The sequence below is a fragment of the Streptomyces sp. NPDC091280 genome (assembly GCF_044768565.1).
GTDB lineage: Bacteria > Actinomycetota > Actinomycetes > Streptomycetales > Streptomycetaceae > Streptomyces.
This window is the reverse complement of record NZ_JBIVUZ010000001.1, coordinates 359,444-375,328: the sequence shown is the minus strand read 5'-3', so window position 1 is coordinate 375,328 and position 15,885 is coordinate 359,444. Positions and strand designations below refer to the sequence as shown.

The following is a 15,885-nucleotide window of genomic DNA, read 5'->3' as shown; positions in this document are numbered from 1 at the left end:
GGCGGCACCCTAGTTGGTCGGCCCGTACGGGCATCAGGCCGTTGGCCGGGCCCGCGCCCAGTGGCAGGCCACCTGCGCCTCACCTCCGCCGCCCAGCACCTCCAGGTCCTCGGTCCGGCACCGGTGGGCCACCCCCGCCCGTTCCGCCGCGCCGCTCGCCAGGATCTGGCAGCGCGCCCGGAACCGGCAGCCGCCCGGGATGCGGGACGGGTCCGGGGGTTCACCGGACAGCACCACGGGATCGCCGGGCGCCTCGGGCAGTACCGACAACAGGGCCTGTGTGTACGGATGTCGAGGTGCCGTCAGCACCTGCTCGGCGTCGCCCGTCTCCACGATCCGGCCCAGGTACATCACCGCGACCCGGTCGGCGATGTTCCACGCCAGCCCCAGATCGTGGGTCACCACCAGCGCGGCCAGGCCGAGTTCGGCGCGCAGCCGCAGCAGCAGCGCCAGGATCTCGCCGCGCACGGAGGCGTCCAGCGAGGCCACCGGCTCGTCGGCGACGAGGAGTTCGGGTTCCAGGACGAGCGCGCCGGCGATCACCACCCGCTGGCGCTGGCCACCGGACAGCTCGTGCGGGTAGCGCAGCAGGAAGCGCTCGGGCGGCCGGAGCCCGGCCCGGCTCAACGCCCTTGAGACCACGGCCTGTTCGTCCCGGACACCGCCGTGGATGCGCAGTCCCTCGGCCACCGCGTCGTACACCGTGTGCCGTGGGTTGAGTGATCCGCTCGGGTCCTGGAGGACGAGTTGGACCCGCCGCCGATAGGCCCGCAGGGCCCGCGAGGAGTACAGGAGCGGTTCGCCGTCGAAGGTGACGCGCCCGCCGGTCGGTGGCACCAGCCCGAGCAGGGAGCGGGCCAACGTCGTCTTCCCGCACCCGGATTCACCGACGAGGGCGACGATCTCCCCCGCCCGGATGTCGAGATCGACCCCGTCCACGGCCCGTGCGGGCGCACCCCCGCGCCGCCCCGGGAAGGCCACGCGCAGCCCCCGCGCGCTGAGCAGGGGCGCCGACGCCGTCATGAGGCGGCCCGGCCCGCACCGGAGCCCTCGGCCGGCACCGGCACATGCACACAGGCCGCCCGCCGCCCCTGACCGGCCTCCCGCAGGAACTGGTCCTCGCGCGCGCACACGTCCAGCGCCTCCCCGCACCGCGGCTGGAAGGCGCAGCCCGCCGGCAGGTCCGCCGGGTCGGGCGGGTCGCCCGCCAGACCGCGGGGGGCGAAGCGGGACGCGGGGTCCCCGATGTGCGGGAAGGAGGCCGACAGCGCCTTGCCGTAGGGGTGGAGGGCGTTCTCGTGGACCTCTCGGGCGGGGCCCTCCTCGATGACGCGGCCCGCGTACATGATCACCAGGCGGTCGCAGGTGTCCGCGAGGATCGCGAGGTCGTGGCTGATCATGACGAGGCCCACCTCCTGGTCGGTGACGAGGTGTTGGATCAGGCCGAGGATCTGGGCCTGGATCATGACGTCGAGCGCTGTCGTCGGCTCGTCGGCGATGATCAGCCGCGGGTCGCAGGCGAGCGCCATGGCGATCATGACGCGTTGCCGCTGGCCGCCGGAGAGTTCGTGCGGATACGCGCTCGCGAGGGCCGCCGGCAGTCCGGCCTGTTCGAGCAGTTCCCCGGTCCGCAGCCTGGCCCGCGCGGCCGTCGCGCCCTGGTGCAGCAGCACCGGTTCCGCGATCTGGTCGCCGACGCGGTGCACGGGGTTCAGGGAGTGCATCGCGCCCTGGAACACGATCGAGGCACCGGCCCAGCGGACCGCCCGCACCCGCCCCCACCGCATCGTCAGCACGTCCTCGCCGTTCAGCAGGATCTCCCCCGAGACCCGGGTCCCCGGCGGCAGCAGCCGCAGCAGCGCCAGCGCCAGGGTCGACTTGCCCGAGCCCGACTCGCCCGCCACGCCCACCTTCCGGCCCGCCGCCAGGGACAGGTCGACGCCCCGCACGGCGGCCACCCCGCCCGGGTAGGTCACGTGCAGGTCCCGTACCTCCAGGAGCGTCAACCCGCCACCCCCAGCCGGGGGTTGAGGGCGGACTCCACCGCGCGCCCGCACAGCGTGAACGCCAGCGCGACCACGGCGACGGCGATGCCCGGCGGCACCAGGTACCACCAGTCGCCGGCACTGACCGCGCCCGCCTCCCGGGCGTCCTGGAGCAGCCCGCCCCACGACACCACCGTCGGATCGCCGAGCCCCAGGAAGGCCAGGGTCGCCTCGGCGAGGATGGAGGCGGAGATCATCAGGGTCGTCTGCGCCAGGACCAGCGGCATGACGTTGGGCAGCACGTGCCGGGTCATCACATGCCAGTGGCCGCCGCCGAGCGCCCGGGCCCGTTCGATGTACGGCCGTGACTCCACCGCCAGTGTCTGCGCCCGCACCAGCCGGGCCGTGGTCGGCCAGGTGGTCACGCCGATCGCCAGGACCACCGTGCCGAGGGAGCGGGACATGACGGTGGCCAGCGCGATGGCCAGCACCAGCGTCGGCATGACCAGGAACCAGTCGGTGATCCGCATCAGCACGGTGCCGTACGCGCCCCTGAAGTGCCCGGCGGTGATCCCCACCACCGCGCCGATCGCCACCGACAGCACCGCCGCGAGCAGTCCGACGAGCAGGGAGACCCGCGCGCCCCAGACGACGAGCCCCAGCAGGTCGCGGCCGAACTGGTCGGTGCCCAGCGGGAATCGGGCGCTCGGGCTCTCCAGCGGCCGGCCCGGCGCGTCGGTCACGCTCGACACGTCCGCGCCGACCGTCAGCGGGGCGGTGAGCGCGAGCAGCGCGAACAGGGCGAGCGCGGCCAGACCGACCAGCCCGGCGCGGTGGGTGCGGTACCGCGTCCAGAACCGTACGGCGGACCGGCGCCGGCGCCGCCACGCGAGCGCCCGCGGGCCGGCCGGTGCGACGGGGGGAGTGGTCATCGGCCCACCCGGGGGTCGAGCAGTGGATAGACGAGGTCTGCGAGTGTGTTCATGATGATCACCGCCGCGGCGAAGAAGAGGAACAGGCCCTGGACCAGGGGCAGATCGGGCACGCTCAGGGCCTGGTAGAACAGCCCGCCGAGGCCCGGCCAGGAGAAGACCGTCTCCACCAGGATCACGCCCGCGACCGTACGGCCGAGGTTGACGAAGACGAGGGTGACGGTCGGCAGCAGCGCGTTCGGGACCGCGTGCCGGCGCCGGACGAGGTCGTCCCGGAGTCCCTTGGCCCGCGCGGTCGTCAGATAGTCGCTGCCCATCTCGTCGAGCAGCGCCGAGCGGGTCACCAGCAGGGTCTGCCCGTACTCGACCGCGACCAGCGTGACCACGGGCAGCACCAGATGGTGGGCCACGTCCAGCACGTACGCGAAGCCCTCCTTGCCGCCCGTCTCCATGCCGCCGGTCGGGAAGAGCCCGGGCACCGGGCCCACGCCGACCGAGAACACGATGATCAGCAGCAGGCCCAGCCAGAACGACGGGACGGAGTAGAGGGTCAGCGCCAGACCGGTGTTGAGCCGGTCCGAGAGGCTGCCGTTGCGCCAGGCCGACCTGGTGCCGAGGAACATGCCGAGCGCGGTGTACAGCACGAAGGCGGTCCCGGTGAGCAGCAGGGTGTTGGGCAGCGCCTCGCCGATCTTGTCGATCACCGGCGCCCGGAACTGGTACGACGTCCCGAGGTCGCCGGTGAGCGCCTTGCCGCAGTAGTCCGTGAACTGCTCCCACAGCGGCAGATCGAGCCCGAACTCCCTGCGGTACTCGTTCAGTTGGGCGGTGGAGATCGGGCGGCCACCGGTCATCGTCTTGACCGGGTCGCCGGGGATCAGCCGGAACAGGAAGAACCCGGTGACCAGGACCGCCAGCAGCGAGACGACGGCGCCGCCCAACTTCCCCGCCAGGTAACGGACATAGCCGGTCCGGGTGCTGCCCGCTCCCGGTCCGGGCTCCTCCCGCACCGGCTCCGAGGTGATCTCAGCCGTCATCAACGGCCGTCCCGCGCACGGCGGTCGGGGTTGGACCCATGGGCTACTCCCGGTCCTCGGCGGTGGCCCGGCGCCGCAGCGTGAACAGGACCGCCCCACCGATCACGACCAGCCCTCCGACGACGATCCCGGTGATCGCCCCGCCCGAGAGCCCGCCCGACGACGTGCCGTCGGTGGCCGCGGGCACCGCCGACCACCAACTCCAGTAGCCGTCCTGCCCGTAGATGTTGCCGCCGCTCAGCGGCATCGTGTCGATGGACTTGATCTGGTCGGTGCGGTAGGCCTCGACGGCGTTCGGGTACGCCAGCACGTTCATGTACCCGAGGTCGTACAGCCGGGACTCCATCCGCTTGACGATGTCGGCGCGCCTGACCGGGTCGTACTCGGCCAACTGCTGGGCGTAGAGCGTGTCGTACGTCTTGTCGCAGATGAAGTTGTCGGTGGCGCCGATGTCCTTGGGGGTGGCCGGAAGGGCCGCGCAGGTGTGGATGGACAGCACGAAGTCCGGGTCGGGGTTGACGGACCAGCCGTCGAAGGCGAGGTCGTACCTGCCCGCGAGCCAGGGGTCGGTGACGTTGTCGAGGCAGTCGACGCTCACGCCGATGCCGAGCTTGCCCCACCACTCCTTGAGGTACTGGCCGACCGCCTTGTCGTTGGGGTCGGTGGCGTGGCACAGCAGGCGGTAGCTGATCGGCTTGCCGTTCTTGCCGACCCGTTCGCCGTCGCCGTTCTTCCTGTAGCCCGCCTGGTCGAGGAGCCGGGCCGCCTTCGCCGGGTCGTAGGCGAGTTCCTGGCTCGCCGAGGGTTTCCAGAAGTAGGTGGAGAAGCGCGGCGGGATGTAGCCCTGGCCCTCGACGGCGTTGCCCTGGAAGACCTTGTCGATGAGGGTCTTGCGGTCGACCGCCATGAACAGGGCGTGCCGGACCCGTTCGTCGAGGAGGGAGGGGTCGCCGTCGCCGAAGTGGGTGCCGTTCTTCGCCTGGGCGCCGGGGTTGGTGGCGAGGGCGTAGAAGCGGCGGCCGGGGGCGTTGTTGACCTTGATGTTCTTCTCGGTCTTCAGGGACGCGGCCTGGGCGGGGGTCAGGGAGGGGGAGCCGGCGACGAAGGAGACCTCGCCCTTGCGCAGGGCGGCGACCGCCGCGTCCTGGTCCTTGTAGTAGCGGAAGACCAGTTCGTCGAACTTCGGGGCGCCGCGCCAGAAGGACTTGTTGGCCTTGAGGCGGACGTAGCTGTCGGCCTTGTAGGCGGTGAGGACGAACGGGCCGTTGCCGACGATCGGGAAGGTCTTGTCGTTGTTGAACTTGGAGAGGTCGCCGACCTTCGACCAGATGTGCTCGGGCACGATCGGCACGTCGAGCGCGGTCATGGTGGCCTGCGGCTTCTTGAGCCGGACGACCAGCCGGGTGGGGCTCGGGGCGGTCACCTTCGCGAAGTTGGTGACGAAGCTGCCGTTGGCGGTGGCGGCGCCCGGGTCGGTCATCATCGTGTTGAACGTCCAGGCCGCGTCCTCGGCGGTGGCCCGCTGTCCGTCGGACCACTTGGAGTCCGAGCGGATGGTGTACGTCCAGGTCAGCTTGTCCGGCGACGAGGTCCACTTGGTGGCCAGACCCGGGATGGTGTGGTTGTCCTCGGGGTCGTAGTTGGTGAGGTAGTCGTACATCAGCCGGCCGATGCTGGTGCTGACCAGGCGGCTCGCCAGGAACGGGCTCAGGGAGTCCACGCTCTGTGCGACGGCGACGGTGAGGACCTTGTCGCTCTTCGCGCTCGCGGCCTCGGCCCGCTGCGGTGCCGGGCCCAGGGGGGCGGCCGACGCCGCCGTGAGCGCCAGTGCGCCGGCCGCTCCGGCCGCGAGCCGGGATAAGCGGCGGGGCCGCGGTCTTGTGGGGCGTGAGTGCTCTGTGCCGTTCCGGTCCTGAGTGCTCATGGTCCTGACCTCGCGCTTGACCAGGTGACGCCGGGCTGGGTTGAAGAGTGTGTCTATCAGCGCCGGTCGGCGCCCGTCAACGGCGCGTGAAAGCCCATGTGGCCTGCGGAAATGGGGAGTTGACCGACCGATCGGAGGTTTATTGGTCCACGCCACTGAAGCGTGCCTGGTGGGGCCGGGGCAGGTCGGCCGGGACCGCTGCGGCCCGTGGTGTCACCCCTCTCGCCCGCGGCCTGTGCTGCATTCGGGTGGCTGCGTGTGCGCGGTGCTCGATTTGTGCAGATATTGGCCGGTAATGGATCGATCTGGATCGGCCTGGATCGGCTTTCCTGAGGAGGCACTCGATGCGTGGAGCCACACACGCCAAATGGGCCGCTTGCGCGGCGGCGGTAGCCCTCGCGGCGACCGCCTGTGGGAGCAGCGGCAGCGGCAGCAGCGGCGGTGACGGCAGCGCGGTGCTCAGTGCCTCCTGGGGGGACCCGCAGAACCCGCTGGAGCCGGCCAATACCAACGAGGTGCAGGGCGGCAAGGTCCTCGACATGGTCTTCCGCGGTCTGAAGCGCTACGACCCGAAGACCGGCAAGGCCCAGGACATGCTGGCCGACAAGATCGAGACCACCGACTCGCAGAACTTCACGGTGACCGTGAAGAGCGGCTGGAAGTTCAGCAACGGCGAGGCGGTCACCGCGAAGTCCTTCGTCGACGCGTGGAACTACGGCGCCAGCCTCAAGAACAACCAGAAGAACGCGTACTTCTTCGGGTACATCGAGGGCTACGACAAGGTCCACCCCGACAGCGGTTCGCAGTCCGCGACCACGCTCTCCGGGCTCAAGGTGACCGGCACCGACACCTTCACGATCAAGCTCACCCAGAAGTTCTCCACCTTCCCCGACACCCTCGGCTACGCGGCCTACTCCCCGCTGCCGTCGACGTTCTTCTCGGACCACGCGGCCTGGCTGAAGAAGCCGGTCGGCAACGGGCCCTACACCATCGAGTCGTACACCAAGGGCTCGCAGATGCAGCTCAAGAAGTGGGACGGCTACACGGGGGAGGACAAGGCGCAGAACGGCGGGGTGACCCTCAAGGTCTACACCGACAACAACACCGCCTACACCGACCTGATGGCCGGCAACCTCGACCTCGTCGACGACATCCCGGCCTCGCAGCTCAAGAACGTCAAGAGCGACCTCGGCGGCCGGTACATCAACACCCCCGCCGGGATCATCCAGACCCTCGCGTTCCCGTACTACGACAAGGACTGGAACAAGAGCGGTTCGGAGAAGGTCCGCCAGGGGCTGTCCATGGCGATCAACCGGGACCAGATCACCAACACGATCTTCCAGAAGACCCGCACCCCGGCCACCGACTGGACCTCCCCGGTGCTCGGCACTGCGGGCGGCTTCCAGGACGGTCTGTGCGGGGACTCCTGCAAATACAACCCCACCGAGGCCAAGAAGCTGGTCCAGGAGGGCGGCGGGATCCCCGGCGGCCAGGTCAAGATCACGTACAACGCGGACACGGGCTCGCACAAGGAGTGGGTGGACGCCGTGTGCAACTCCATCAACAACGCGCTCGGCAACGACAAGGCGTGCGTCGGCAACCCGGTCGGCACCTTCGCCGACTTCCGCAACCAGATCGGCCAGCACAAGATGACCGGGCCGTTCCGGGCCGGCTGGCAGATGGACTACCCGCTCATCCAGAACTTCCTCCAGCCGCTCTACTACACCAACGCCTCCTCGAACGACGGCCAGTGGTCCAACAAGGACTTCGACAAGCTCGTGAACCAGGCCAACGCGGAGACCGACACCGGCAAGGCCATCAAGCTCTTCCAGCAGGCCGAGGAAGTCGTCCGGGACAACATGGCCGCCATCCCGCTCTGGTACCAGAACGGCAGCGCGGGCTACTCCGACCGGCTCTCGGACGTGGCGCTCAACCCGTTCAGCGTCCCCGTCTACAACGAGATCAAGGTCGGCTGACCCCCGATGGGACGGTACGTCGTCCGGCGTCTGCTCCAGATGATCCCGGTCTTCATCGGCGCCACCCTGCTGATCTTCCTCATGGTGAACGTGATGGGCGACCCCATCGCGGGCCTGTGCGGCGACCGGCAGTGCGACCCGGCGACGGCCGCCCAGCTCAAGCGGGAGTTCGGCCTCGACAAGCCGCTGTGGCAGCAGTACCTGACCTACATGGGGAACGTCTTCACCGGTGACTTCGGTACGGCGTTCAACGGCCAGAAGGTCACCGAGCTGATGTCGACCGCGTTCCCCGTCACCATCCGGCTGACCCTCGTGGCGATCGTCATCGAGGTGGTCGTGGGCATCGCGCTCGGGGTCGTCACCGGCCTCCGGCGCGGCCGTCCGATCGACACCGGCGTGCTGCTGCTGACCCTCGTCGTCATCTCCATCCCGACCTTCGTCACCGGTCTGCTGCTGCAACTGCTGCTCGGCGTCGAGTGGGGCTGGATCAAACCGTCGGTCTCCACGGACGCGACCTTCGGCGAACTGATCGTCCCCGGGCTCGTCCTCGCCTCGGTCTCCCTCGCCTACGTCACCCGGCTGACCCGGACGTCCATCGCGGAGAACCGGCGCTCCGACTACGTCCGCACGGCCGTGGCGAAGGGCCTGCCGAGACGCCGGGTGATCACCCGCCACCTGCTGCGCAACTCACTCATCCCCGTGGTCACGTTCATCGGTACCGACATCGGCGCGCTGATGGGCGGCGCGATCGTCACCGAGCGGATCTTCAACATCCACGGCGTCGGCTTCCAGCTCTACCAGGGGATCGTGCGGCAGAACACCCAGACCGTGGTCGGCTTCGTGACGATCCTCGTCCTCGTCTTCCTGGTCGCCAACCTGCTCGTAGACCTCCTGTACGCCGTACTCGACCCGAGGATCCGCTATGCCTGAGCAGCCGTTCGAACCGGAGCACCGGGGGCCTGGGGGTGGTCCCCCGGAAGATCTCAGCATCGCCGGGACCGGCATGGGCGGCGCGATGGACCTCGCGACCAGCGAGGCGGAGACCCTGGAGCAGCAGTCATCAGCCGCCTCCGGCGGACGGGCGCCCGGCGGCCCCCAAGGCACCGGCCCCCAGGACAGACCCCGCAGCCTCTGGTCCGACGCCTGGCGCGACCTGCGCCGCAACCCCGTCTTCATCATCTCCGCGCTCGTCATCCTGTTCCTGATCGTCATCTCCCTCTGGCCGTCCCTGATTGCCTCCGGCAACCCCCTCAAGTGCGACCTCGCCAAGGCCCAGGAGGGCTCCCAGCCGGGCCACCCCTTCGGCTACGACGGCCAGGGCTGCGACGTCTACACCCGCACCGTCTACGGCACCCGGACGTCGGTCACGGTCGGCGTCCTCGCCACACTCGGGGTCGCCGTCCTCGGCTCGGTGCTGGGCGGACTGGCCGGCTTCTTCGGCGGGATCTGGGACTCGATCCTGTCCCGCCTCACCGACATCTTCTTCGCGATCCCGGTGGTCCTCGGCGGCCTGGTCCTGCTCTCCGTGGTCACCAGCAACACGGTCTGGCCGGTGATCGGCTTCATGGTGCTGCTCGGCTGGCCGCAGATCTCCCGCATCGCGCGCGGCTCGGTCATCACGGCCAAACAGAACGACTACGTGCAGGCCGCGCGGGCCCTCGGCGCCTCCAACTCCCGCCTCCTGCTGCGCCACATCACCCCGAACGCGGTGGCCCCGGTGATCGTCGTGGCCACCATCGCGCTCGGCACGTACATCTCCCTGGAGGCGACCCTGTCCTACCTCGGCGTGGGCCTGAAGCCGCCCACGGTCAGCTGGGGCATCGACATCTCCTCGGCCTCCGCCTACATCCGCAACGCCCCCCACATGCTCCTCTGGCCGGCCGGGGCCCTGGCGATCACCGTCCTCGCGTTCATCATGCTCGGCGACGCGGTGCGCGACGCCCTCGACCCGAAGTTGAGGTGACCGCCGCCATGCTGCTCGAAGTGCGGGATCTGCACGTGGAGTTCAGGACCAGGGACGGGGTCGCCAAGGCCGTCAACGGGGTGAACTACAGCGTGGACGAGGGGGAGACCCTCGCCGTGCTGGGGGAGTCGGGGTCAGGGAAGTCCGTGACCGCGCAGGCCGTGATGGGCATCCTCGACGTGCCGCCGGGGAAGATCACCGGCGGGGAGATCCTCTTCCGGGGCAAGGACCTGCTCAAGCTCAAGGAGGAGGAGCGGCGCAAGGTCCGGGGCGCCGAGATGGCGATGATCTTCCAGGACGCGCTGTCCTCGCTCAACCCCGTGCTCTCCGTGGGCGACCAGCTCGGCGAGATGTTCGTCGTGCACCGGGGGATGTCGCGGAAGGACTCCCGCGCCAAGGCCGTCGAACTCATGGAACGGGTGCGGATCCCGGCCGCCAAGGAGCGGGTGCGCGACTACCCGCACCAGTTCTCCGGCGGTATGCGCCAGCGCATCATGATCGCCATGGCGCTCGCCCTGGAGCCCGCGCTCATCATCGCCGACGAACCCACCACCGCCCTCGACGTCACCGTCCAGGCCCAGGTCATGGACCTGCTCGCCGAGTTGCAGCGCGAGCTCAACATGGGGCTCATCCTCATCACCCACGACCTCGGGGTCGTGGCCGACGTGGCCGACAAGATCGCCGTCATGTACGCGGGACGGATCGTCGAGTCGGCCCCCGTGCACGACATCTACAAGGCGCCCGCCCACCCCTACACCCGCGGTCTGCTCGACTCCATCCCGCGCCTGGACCAGAAGGGCCAGGAGCTCTACGCCATCAAGGGCCTGCCGCCGAACCTGATGCACATCCCGGCCGGCTGCGCCTTCAACCCCCGCTGTCCGATGGCCCAGGACATGTGCCGCACCGATGAACCCGAGCTGTACGAGGTCGATCGACAGCGGGGCAGCGCCTGCCACTTCTGGAGGGAGTGCCTCAATGGCCGAGTCGACGGTTGAGCCGATCCTGGAAGTGACCGGGCTGGTCAAGCACTACCCGCTGACGCAGGGCATCGTGTTCAAGAAACAGGTCGGTGCCGTCAAGGCGGTCGACGGTGTCGACTTCACACTCCACAGGGGAGAGACCCTCGGCATCGTCGGGGAGTCCGGGTGCGGCAAGTCGACCGTCGCCAAGATGCTGGTCAACCTTGAGCGGCCGACCGAGGGGTCGATCAGGTTCAAGGGCGAGGACATCAGCACGATGTCCGGCCGCGCCCTGAAGGCCGCCCGCCGCAACATCCAGATGGTGTTCCAGGACCCGTACACCTCGCTCAACCCCCGTATGACGGTCGGCGACATCATCGGGGAGCCGTACGAGATCCATCCCGAGGTGGCGCCCAAGGGCGACCGGCGCAGGCGGGTCCAGGACCTGCTGGACGTGGTCGGGCTCAACCCCGAGTACATCAACCGCTATCCGCACCAGTTCTCCGGCGGCCAGCGCCAACGCATCGGCATCGCACGGGGGTTGGCGCTGCGCCCCGAGGTCATCGTCGCCGACGAACCCGTCTCCGCGCTCGACGTCTCGGTGCAGGCCCAGGTCATCAACCTCCTCGACCGGCTCCAGGACGAGTTCGACCTGTCGTACGTCTTCATCGCGCACGACCTGTCCATCGTCCGGCACATCTCGGACCGGGTCGGGGTGATGTACCTCGGCCGGATCGTGGAGATCGGCAGCGACGAGCAGATCTACGACCACCCGACGCACCCGTACACCCAGGCGCTGCTGTCCGCCGTCCCCGTGCCCGACCCGGACGCGCGGGAGCACCGGGAGCGGATCATCCTGTCCGGCGATGTGCCGTCCCCGACGAACGTCCCGTCCGGCTGCCGCTTCCGCACCCGCTGCTGGAAGGCGCGGGAGCGCTGCTCGCTGGAGGTGCCGCTGCTCGCCGTCCCGGCCGAGTTCCGGCTCGTGAGCGGGCCCGCGGCCCACGACTCGGCCTGTCACTTCGCGGAGGAGAAGACGGTCGTACCGCCCGAGGAGGCGCGGTAACACGGAGGCAACTCGGCCGACCCGGTTCCGATATACGGACGCGTCAACCTGAATGACGTACGGCCGTGCGGGTGCCGTAAACGGACCGGGGCGCGCCATGTCGCCCCGGTCCGTTGCCCGTTGTCAGCGGGTGAGCCCCAACGAGCGCCGCAGGAAGTCCAGTTGGAGCAGGAGCAGGTTCTCCGCGACCGTCTCCTGCGGGGTCATGTGCGTCACCCCGGACAGCGGCAGCACCTCGTGCGGGCGGCCCGCCGCGAGCAGTGCCGAGGACAGCCGCAGGGAGTGGGCGACCACCACGTTGTCGTCCGCGAGGCCGTGCACGATCAGCATCGGGCGGTGCGGTCCGGCCGCGTCCACCAGGCCCGCGTCGTCGATCACCGAGTTGCGCCGGTAGACCTCGGGCTGCTCGGCGGGGTGCCCGATGTACCGCTCCTGGTAGTGGGTGTCGTACAGCCGCAGATCGGTGACCGGCGCGCCGACGACCGCCGCGTGGAAGACGTCCGGGCGGCGCAGCGCGGCGAGGGCGGCCAGGTAGCCGCCGAAGGACCAGCCCCGGATCGCGACCCGGCCGAGGTCGAGCGGGAAGTCGGCCGCGAGCGCGTGCAGCGCGTGGACCTGGTCCTCCAGGACGACCGCCGCGATGTCGTCCCTGATCGCCTTCTCCCAGGCCGGTGAGCGGCCCGGAGTGCCCCGTCCGTCGGCGACGAGCACCGCGAAACCCTGGTCGGCGAACCACTGCGAGGTGAGGTGCGCGTTGTGCGCGGCGACCACGCGCTGGCCGTGCGGACCGCCGTAGGGGTCCAGCAGAACGGGCAGCGGTTCGGTGCCGTCGTAGTCCCGTGGCATAAGCAGGGCGCACGGGACGCGGCGTGCGCCCCCCTCGGTGAAGGTGATGCGCGGGGACATACCCGGATCTTCGGCGTACGACGGGACCGGCACCGGCTTCCTGCCCTCGCGCAGCACCTGGACCTGCGTGCCCGGCCGGTCCGGCACCGCCGACAGCAGTACGGTCACGCCCCCGGCGCGCACCGCCGAGTGCACGCCGGGCTCCTGCGAGACGCGCTCCAGGCCGAGTTCGTTCACCCGGTAGACGTGCACCTCGCCGATCTCCGGGACCGGCGCCGCCTCGCCGGCCGAGGCCGTGACCAGCACGTTGTCGTCCGAGACGTCCAGCACCGCGCGGACGTGCAACTGCGGTCCGGTGAGCGGGCGTTCACCGACCGCGAGGACCCGGGCACCCCCCTCGTCGGCGATCCGCACCAGCCGTCCGGAGGGGCTCCAGCATGGCACACCAGGGAAAAGATCAAGCCAAACTGGATCTTCGTCGGCATGCACCATCCGGGTCGCCCCGGTGTCCGGGTCCACGGCCAGGAACAGCTGGCCACGCTGGTCCCGGGCCTGGACCAGCAGCAGCGGCGCACCCGCCGCTGACCAGTGCACTCGCGCCAGATACGGGTACCGCGCCCGGTCCCAGACCACCTCCGTGCGCACCCCGTTCAGCGCGATCACATACAGCCGTACCTCCGCGTTGGCCGTGCCCGCCGCCGGGTACGCGACCCGCCGCGGCTCGCGCTCCGGGTGGGCCGGGTCGGCGATCCACCAGCGCTCCACCGGCGTGTCGTCCACCCGCGCGACCAGCAGCCGGTCCGACTCCGGCGACCACCAGAAGCCGCGCGTGCGGTGCATCTCCTCGGCCGCGATGAACTCGGCCAGCCCGTAGGTGACTTGTTCCGACTCCGGCTCGGCGAGCGCCCGGTCGCCCTCGCCCCCGCTCTCCACGACCCGCAGGACACCGTCGGCGACGTAGGCGATGTGCCGTCCGTCGGGGGCCGGCCGGGGGTCGATCACCGGCCCGGGGACGGCGAGTTCACGTGCCGAGCCGGCCCGCAGGTCGACCGTGAAAAGCCGCCCTGACAAGGCGAAAGACGCCAACTCGACCTCGCTGTCGGTGGCGTAGCCGACGATCCCCGCACCGCCCTCGCGGGCGCGCTCGCGCCGCGCCCGCTCCTCGGCCGACAGACGCTCCGAGGCACCGCCCAGGAGGGCGCCCGGGTCGGCCGCGACCCGCTCGGCGCCGTCCGCCGGATCAAGGACCCACAGCGCGTTCGCCCGGTCCGTGCCGGAGGAGGAGCGCAGGAACACGACGCGCGAACCGTCGGGTGCCACGCTGAACGCGCGCGGCGCGCCGAGTGTGAACCGTTGGGTGCGGGCGTGCCGCCGGGGGAAGGAGTCGCTCTGGGTCGTCATGCCCCGACCATATTGGCCATGCGCCCCCTTGTGCGGCTGTGCGCCGAGCGATGCGCGAGCGCGGATAGTTATGATCACTAGCGCTGTGTGGGTATGAACCCGCTGGCTGCTGTATGGATTTGCTCTACGGATCCGAGCCATGGATCCATTGCCCCCATAGTCCGACCCCCCGAGTCCCTGGGATCATTGGAGGTGAGCCGCCGTGGCACTCTCGATTTCGGCGGTGGTGCTGCTGGCGATCGTCGTCTTCCTTCTGGTCAAGAAATCAGGGCTGAAGGGCGGGCACGCGGTCGTCTGTGTCCTCCTCGGGTTCTATCTGGCCTCCTCGACCATCGCGCCCACGATCAGCGATCTCACGACGAACATCGCGAGCATGATCGGCAGCATCAAGTTCTGACGGCTCACCTTTAGGGTGGGCACATGACGGAACTGCCCGCTCGTCGTCTGCTGCTGGTGCACGCGCATCCGGACGACGAGTCGATCAACAACGGCGCGACCATGGCCAAGTACGCGGCCGAGGGTGCCCTGGTGACGCTCGTCACCTGCACCCTCGGTGAACGCGGCGAGGTCATTCCGCCCGCGCTGCGGCAGCTGACGGGTGCCGCGCTCGGCGACCACCGGGCGGGCGAGCTGGCGGCTGCCATGGGCGAGCTGGGAGTCGGTGACTTCCGTCTCCTCGGCGGCGCGGGCCGCTACCGCGACTCCGGGATGATGGACACCCCGGACAACGACGACCCGGACTGCTTCTGGCGGGCCGACGTCGACGAGGCCGCCGGCCACCTCGTCGAGGTGATCCGCGAGGTGCGCCCGCAGGTCCTGGTCACCTACGACCCGGACGGCGGCTACGGCCACCCGGACCACATCCAGGCCCACCGCGTCGCCCTGCGCGCCGCCGAACTCGCCGCCGACGCGGGGCAGTCGATCGCCAAGGTCTACTGGAACCGCGCGCCCCGGACCGTCGTGCGGGACGGCTTCGCCCGGCTGCGCGACGCGCTGCCGGAGCTTCCCTTCACCGCGAGCGCCACCCTCGACGACGTACCGGGTGTCGTGGACGACGGACGGATCACCACCGCGATCGACGGCACCGCGTACACCGCCGCCAAGACCGCCGCGATGCGCGCGCACGCCACCCAGCTCGAAGTCGCCCCGGACGAGCCCTACTTCGCGCTCTCCAACCATCTCGCGCAGCCGATCCTCACCACCGAGTACTACGAGTTGGCCAAGGGCGAACCCGGCGGTCCGGCGCCCGAGACCGACCTCTTCGAAGGGCTGGGACTGTGACGAGCGCCAACCAGGGCGGCGGCAGCCTGCTCGCCCAGCCGCTGCAACGGCCTTCCGCACTACGGGTGTTGGCCTACCTCGGGCTGTTCGTGCTCGGCGCGGTCGTCGGGGCGGCCGGGGCGCTGGTGCAGGGCGGCTGGTTCCCCGGCGGGCTGCTGCTCGCGCTCGCCGGAGCGGGCGGGCTCTTCCTCGGCGGGGCGAGAGCGGCCGGCGGCCGGGGCGGGGCCGTGGCGCCCGCGGCCGGCTGGATGGTCACCGTCGTCCTGCTCACCGCCAGCCGTCCCGAGGGCGACTTCCTCTTCGGCGCGGGAGTCGGTTCCTACCTCTTCCTGCTCGGCGGTATGGCCGTTGCTGTGATCTGCGCCACGTTGGGTTTGGGGCGGCAACCAAGCGGCCCTGACGTCCGACTTGGCAAGTGACGTACCACTTCGCGGTGACGCGCGCGTGCGAGTCCGGTGTGGGTTTCCCCAGCGGCCGTGGGATACCGCCAAGAAGTGGCCAGTATGGTGGTGCGC

General features: G+C 70.2%; 14 protein-coding genes. 8 read left to right on the top strand and 6 right to left on the bottom strand.

Features of this window, described 5'->3' with window-relative positions:
- Positions 1-33: 33 nt before the first annotated feature.
- From ACIQPR_RS01740 to ACIQPR_RS01720, 5 genes are read right to left on the bottom strand one after another with little or no spacing between them, the layout of a single operon-like run.
- Complete coding sequence (locus ACIQPR_RS01740) at positions 34-1,023, bottom strand: ABC transporter ATP-binding protein (protein ID WP_403640327.1); 990 nt, start codon at positions 1,021-1,023, stop codon at positions 34-36.
- A complete protein-coding gene (locus ACIQPR_RS01735) occupies positions 1,020-2,006 on the bottom strand; it encodes an ABC transporter ATP-binding protein (protein ID WP_403640324.1) in 987 nt (328 codons plus the stop codon). The genes ACIQPR_RS01740 and ACIQPR_RS01735 overlap by 4 nt, the downstream gene beginning before the upstream one ends.
- Positions 2,003-2,917, bottom strand: coding sequence for an ABC transporter permease (locus tag ACIQPR_RS01730; protein ID WP_403640321.1), 915 nt, complete (start codon positions 2,915-2,917; stop codon positions 2,003-2,005). The genes ACIQPR_RS01735 and ACIQPR_RS01730 overlap by 4 nt, the downstream gene beginning before the upstream one ends.
- The gene (locus ACIQPR_RS01725) at positions 2,914-3,954 is read right to left on the bottom strand and encodes an ABC transporter permease (protein WP_403640318.1); all 1,041 of its coding nucleotides are present in this window, start codon (positions 3,952-3,954) and stop codon (positions 2,914-2,916) included. The genes ACIQPR_RS01730 and ACIQPR_RS01725 overlap by 4 nt, the downstream gene beginning before the upstream one ends.
- A gap of 43 nt (positions 3,955-3,997) precedes the next feature.
- The gene (locus tag ACIQPR_RS01720) at positions 3,998-5,878 is read right to left on the bottom strand and encodes an ABC transporter substrate-binding protein (protein WP_403640315.1); all 1,881 of its coding nucleotides are present in this window, start codon (positions 5,876-5,878) and stop codon (positions 3,998-4,000) included.
- A gap of 344 nt (positions 5,879-6,222) precedes the next feature.
- On the opposite strand from ACIQPR_RS01720, the gene ACIQPR_RS01715 reads away from it, so the two are divergent.
- From ACIQPR_RS01715 to ACIQPR_RS01695, 5 genes are read left to right on the top strand one after another with little or no spacing between them, the layout of a single operon-like run.
- The gene (locus ACIQPR_RS01715) at positions 6,223-7,854 is read left to right on the top strand and encodes an ABC transporter substrate-binding protein (RefSeq protein WP_403640313.1); all 1,632 of its coding nucleotides are present in this window, start codon (positions 6,223-6,225) and stop codon (positions 7,852-7,854) included.
- A gap of 6 nt (positions 7,855-7,860) precedes the next feature.
- A complete protein-coding gene (locus ACIQPR_RS01710; protein WP_403640311.1) occupies positions 7,861-8,784 on the top strand; it encodes an ABC transporter permease in 924 nt (307 codons plus the stop codon).
- Positions 8,777-9,817, top strand: coding sequence for an ABC transporter permease (locus ACIQPR_RS01705; RefSeq protein ID WP_403640309.1), 1,041 nt, complete (start codon positions 8,777-8,779; stop codon positions 9,815-9,817). The genes ACIQPR_RS01710 and ACIQPR_RS01705 overlap by 8 nt, the downstream gene beginning before the upstream one ends.
- Before the next feature lie 8 nt (positions 9,818-9,825).
- The gene (locus tag ACIQPR_RS01700) at positions 9,826-10,812 is read left to right on the top strand and encodes an ABC transporter ATP-binding protein (RefSeq protein WP_403640307.1); all 987 of its coding nucleotides are present in this window, start codon (positions 9,826-9,828) and stop codon (positions 10,810-10,812) included.
- Positions 10,793-11,842: an ABC transporter ATP-binding protein gene (locus ACIQPR_RS01695; protein ID WP_403640304.1), complete on the top strand. Its 1,050-nt coding sequence runs from the start codon at positions 10,793-10,795 to the stop codon at positions 11,840-11,842. Before ACIQPR_RS01700 ends, ACIQPR_RS01695 begins: the two co-directional genes overlap by 20 nt.
- A gap of 123 nt (positions 11,843-11,965) precedes the next feature.
- On the opposite strand, the gene ACIQPR_RS01690 is transcribed toward ACIQPR_RS01695, so the two are convergent.
- Entirely contained in the window at positions 11,966-14,089 is a 2,124-nt protein-coding gene (locus ACIQPR_RS01690; RefSeq protein ID WP_403640302.1) for a prolyl oligopeptidase family serine peptidase, read from the bottom strand.
- A gap of 202 nt (positions 14,090-14,291) precedes the next feature.
- On the opposite strand from ACIQPR_RS01690, the gene ACIQPR_RS01685 reads away from it, so the two are divergent.
- The 3 genes from ACIQPR_RS01685 to ACIQPR_RS01675 are packed head-to-tail and all read left to right on the top strand — an operon-like array spanning position 14,292 to position 15,789.
- The gene (locus ACIQPR_RS01685; protein WP_019058412.1) at positions 14,292-14,486 is read left to right on the top strand and encodes a hypothetical protein; all 195 of its coding nucleotides are present in this window, start codon (positions 14,292-14,294) and stop codon (positions 14,484-14,486) included.
- A 23-nt stretch (positions 14,487-14,509) separates the two neighbouring features.
- Complete coding sequence (mshB, locus tag ACIQPR_RS01680) at positions 14,510-15,370, top strand: N-acetyl-1-D-myo-inositol-2-amino-2-deoxy-alpha-D-glucopyranoside deacetylase (RefSeq protein ID WP_403640299.1); 861 nt, start codon at positions 14,510-14,512, stop codon at positions 15,368-15,370.
- Entirely contained in the window at positions 15,367-15,789 is a 423-nt protein-coding gene (locus ACIQPR_RS01675) for a DUF6113 family protein (RefSeq protein WP_403640296.1), read from the top strand. The genes mshB and ACIQPR_RS01675 overlap by 4 nt, the downstream gene beginning before the upstream one ends.
- Positions 15,790-15,885: the final 96 nt, after the last annotated feature.

Bases quoted from the DNA above. Each gene is read 5' to 3' on its own strand.
- ACIQPR_RS01695 (WP_403640304.1), top strand. From the start codon at position 10,793: ATGGCCGAGTCGACGGTTGAGCCGATCCTGGAAGTGACCGGGCTGGTC.
- ACIQPR_RS01725 (WP_403640318.1), bottom strand. From the start codon at position 3,954: ATGACGGCTGAGATCACCTCGGAGCCGGTGCGGGAGGAGCCCGGACCG.
- ACIQPR_RS01730 (WP_403640321.1), bottom strand. From the start codon at position 2,917: ATGACCACTCCCCCCGTCGCACCGGCCGGCCCGCGGGCGCTCGCGTGG.
- ACIQPR_RS01740 (WP_403640327.1), bottom strand. From the start codon at position 1,023: ATGACGGCGTCGGCGCCCCTGCTCAGCGCGCGGGGGCTGCGCGTGGCC.
- ACIQPR_RS01700 (WP_403640307.1), top strand. From the start codon at position 9,826: ATGCTGCTCGAAGTGCGGGATCTGCACGTGGAGTTCAGGACCAGGGAC.
- ACIQPR_RS01705 (WP_403640309.1), top strand. From the start codon at position 8,777: ATGCCTGAGCAGCCGTTCGAACCGGAGCACCGGGGGCCTGGGGGTGGT.
- ACIQPR_RS01720 (WP_403640315.1), bottom strand. From the start codon at position 5,878: ATGAGCACTCAGGACCGGAACGGCACAGAGCACTCACGCCCCACAAGA.
- ACIQPR_RS01715 (WP_403640313.1), top strand. From the start codon at position 6,223: ATGCGTGGAGCCACACACGCCAAATGGGCCGCTTGCGCGGCGGCGGTA.
- ACIQPR_RS01690 (WP_403640302.1), bottom strand. From the start codon at position 14,089: ATGACGACCCAGAGCGACTCCTTCCCCCGGCGGCACGCCCGCACCCAA.
- mshB (WP_403640299.1), top strand. From the start codon at position 14,510: ATGACGGAACTGCCCGCTCGTCGTCTGCTGCTGGTGCACGCGCATCCG.
- ACIQPR_RS01710 (WP_403640311.1), top strand. From the start codon at position 7,861: ATGGGACGGTACGTCGTCCGGCGTCTGCTCCAGATGATCCCGGTCTTC.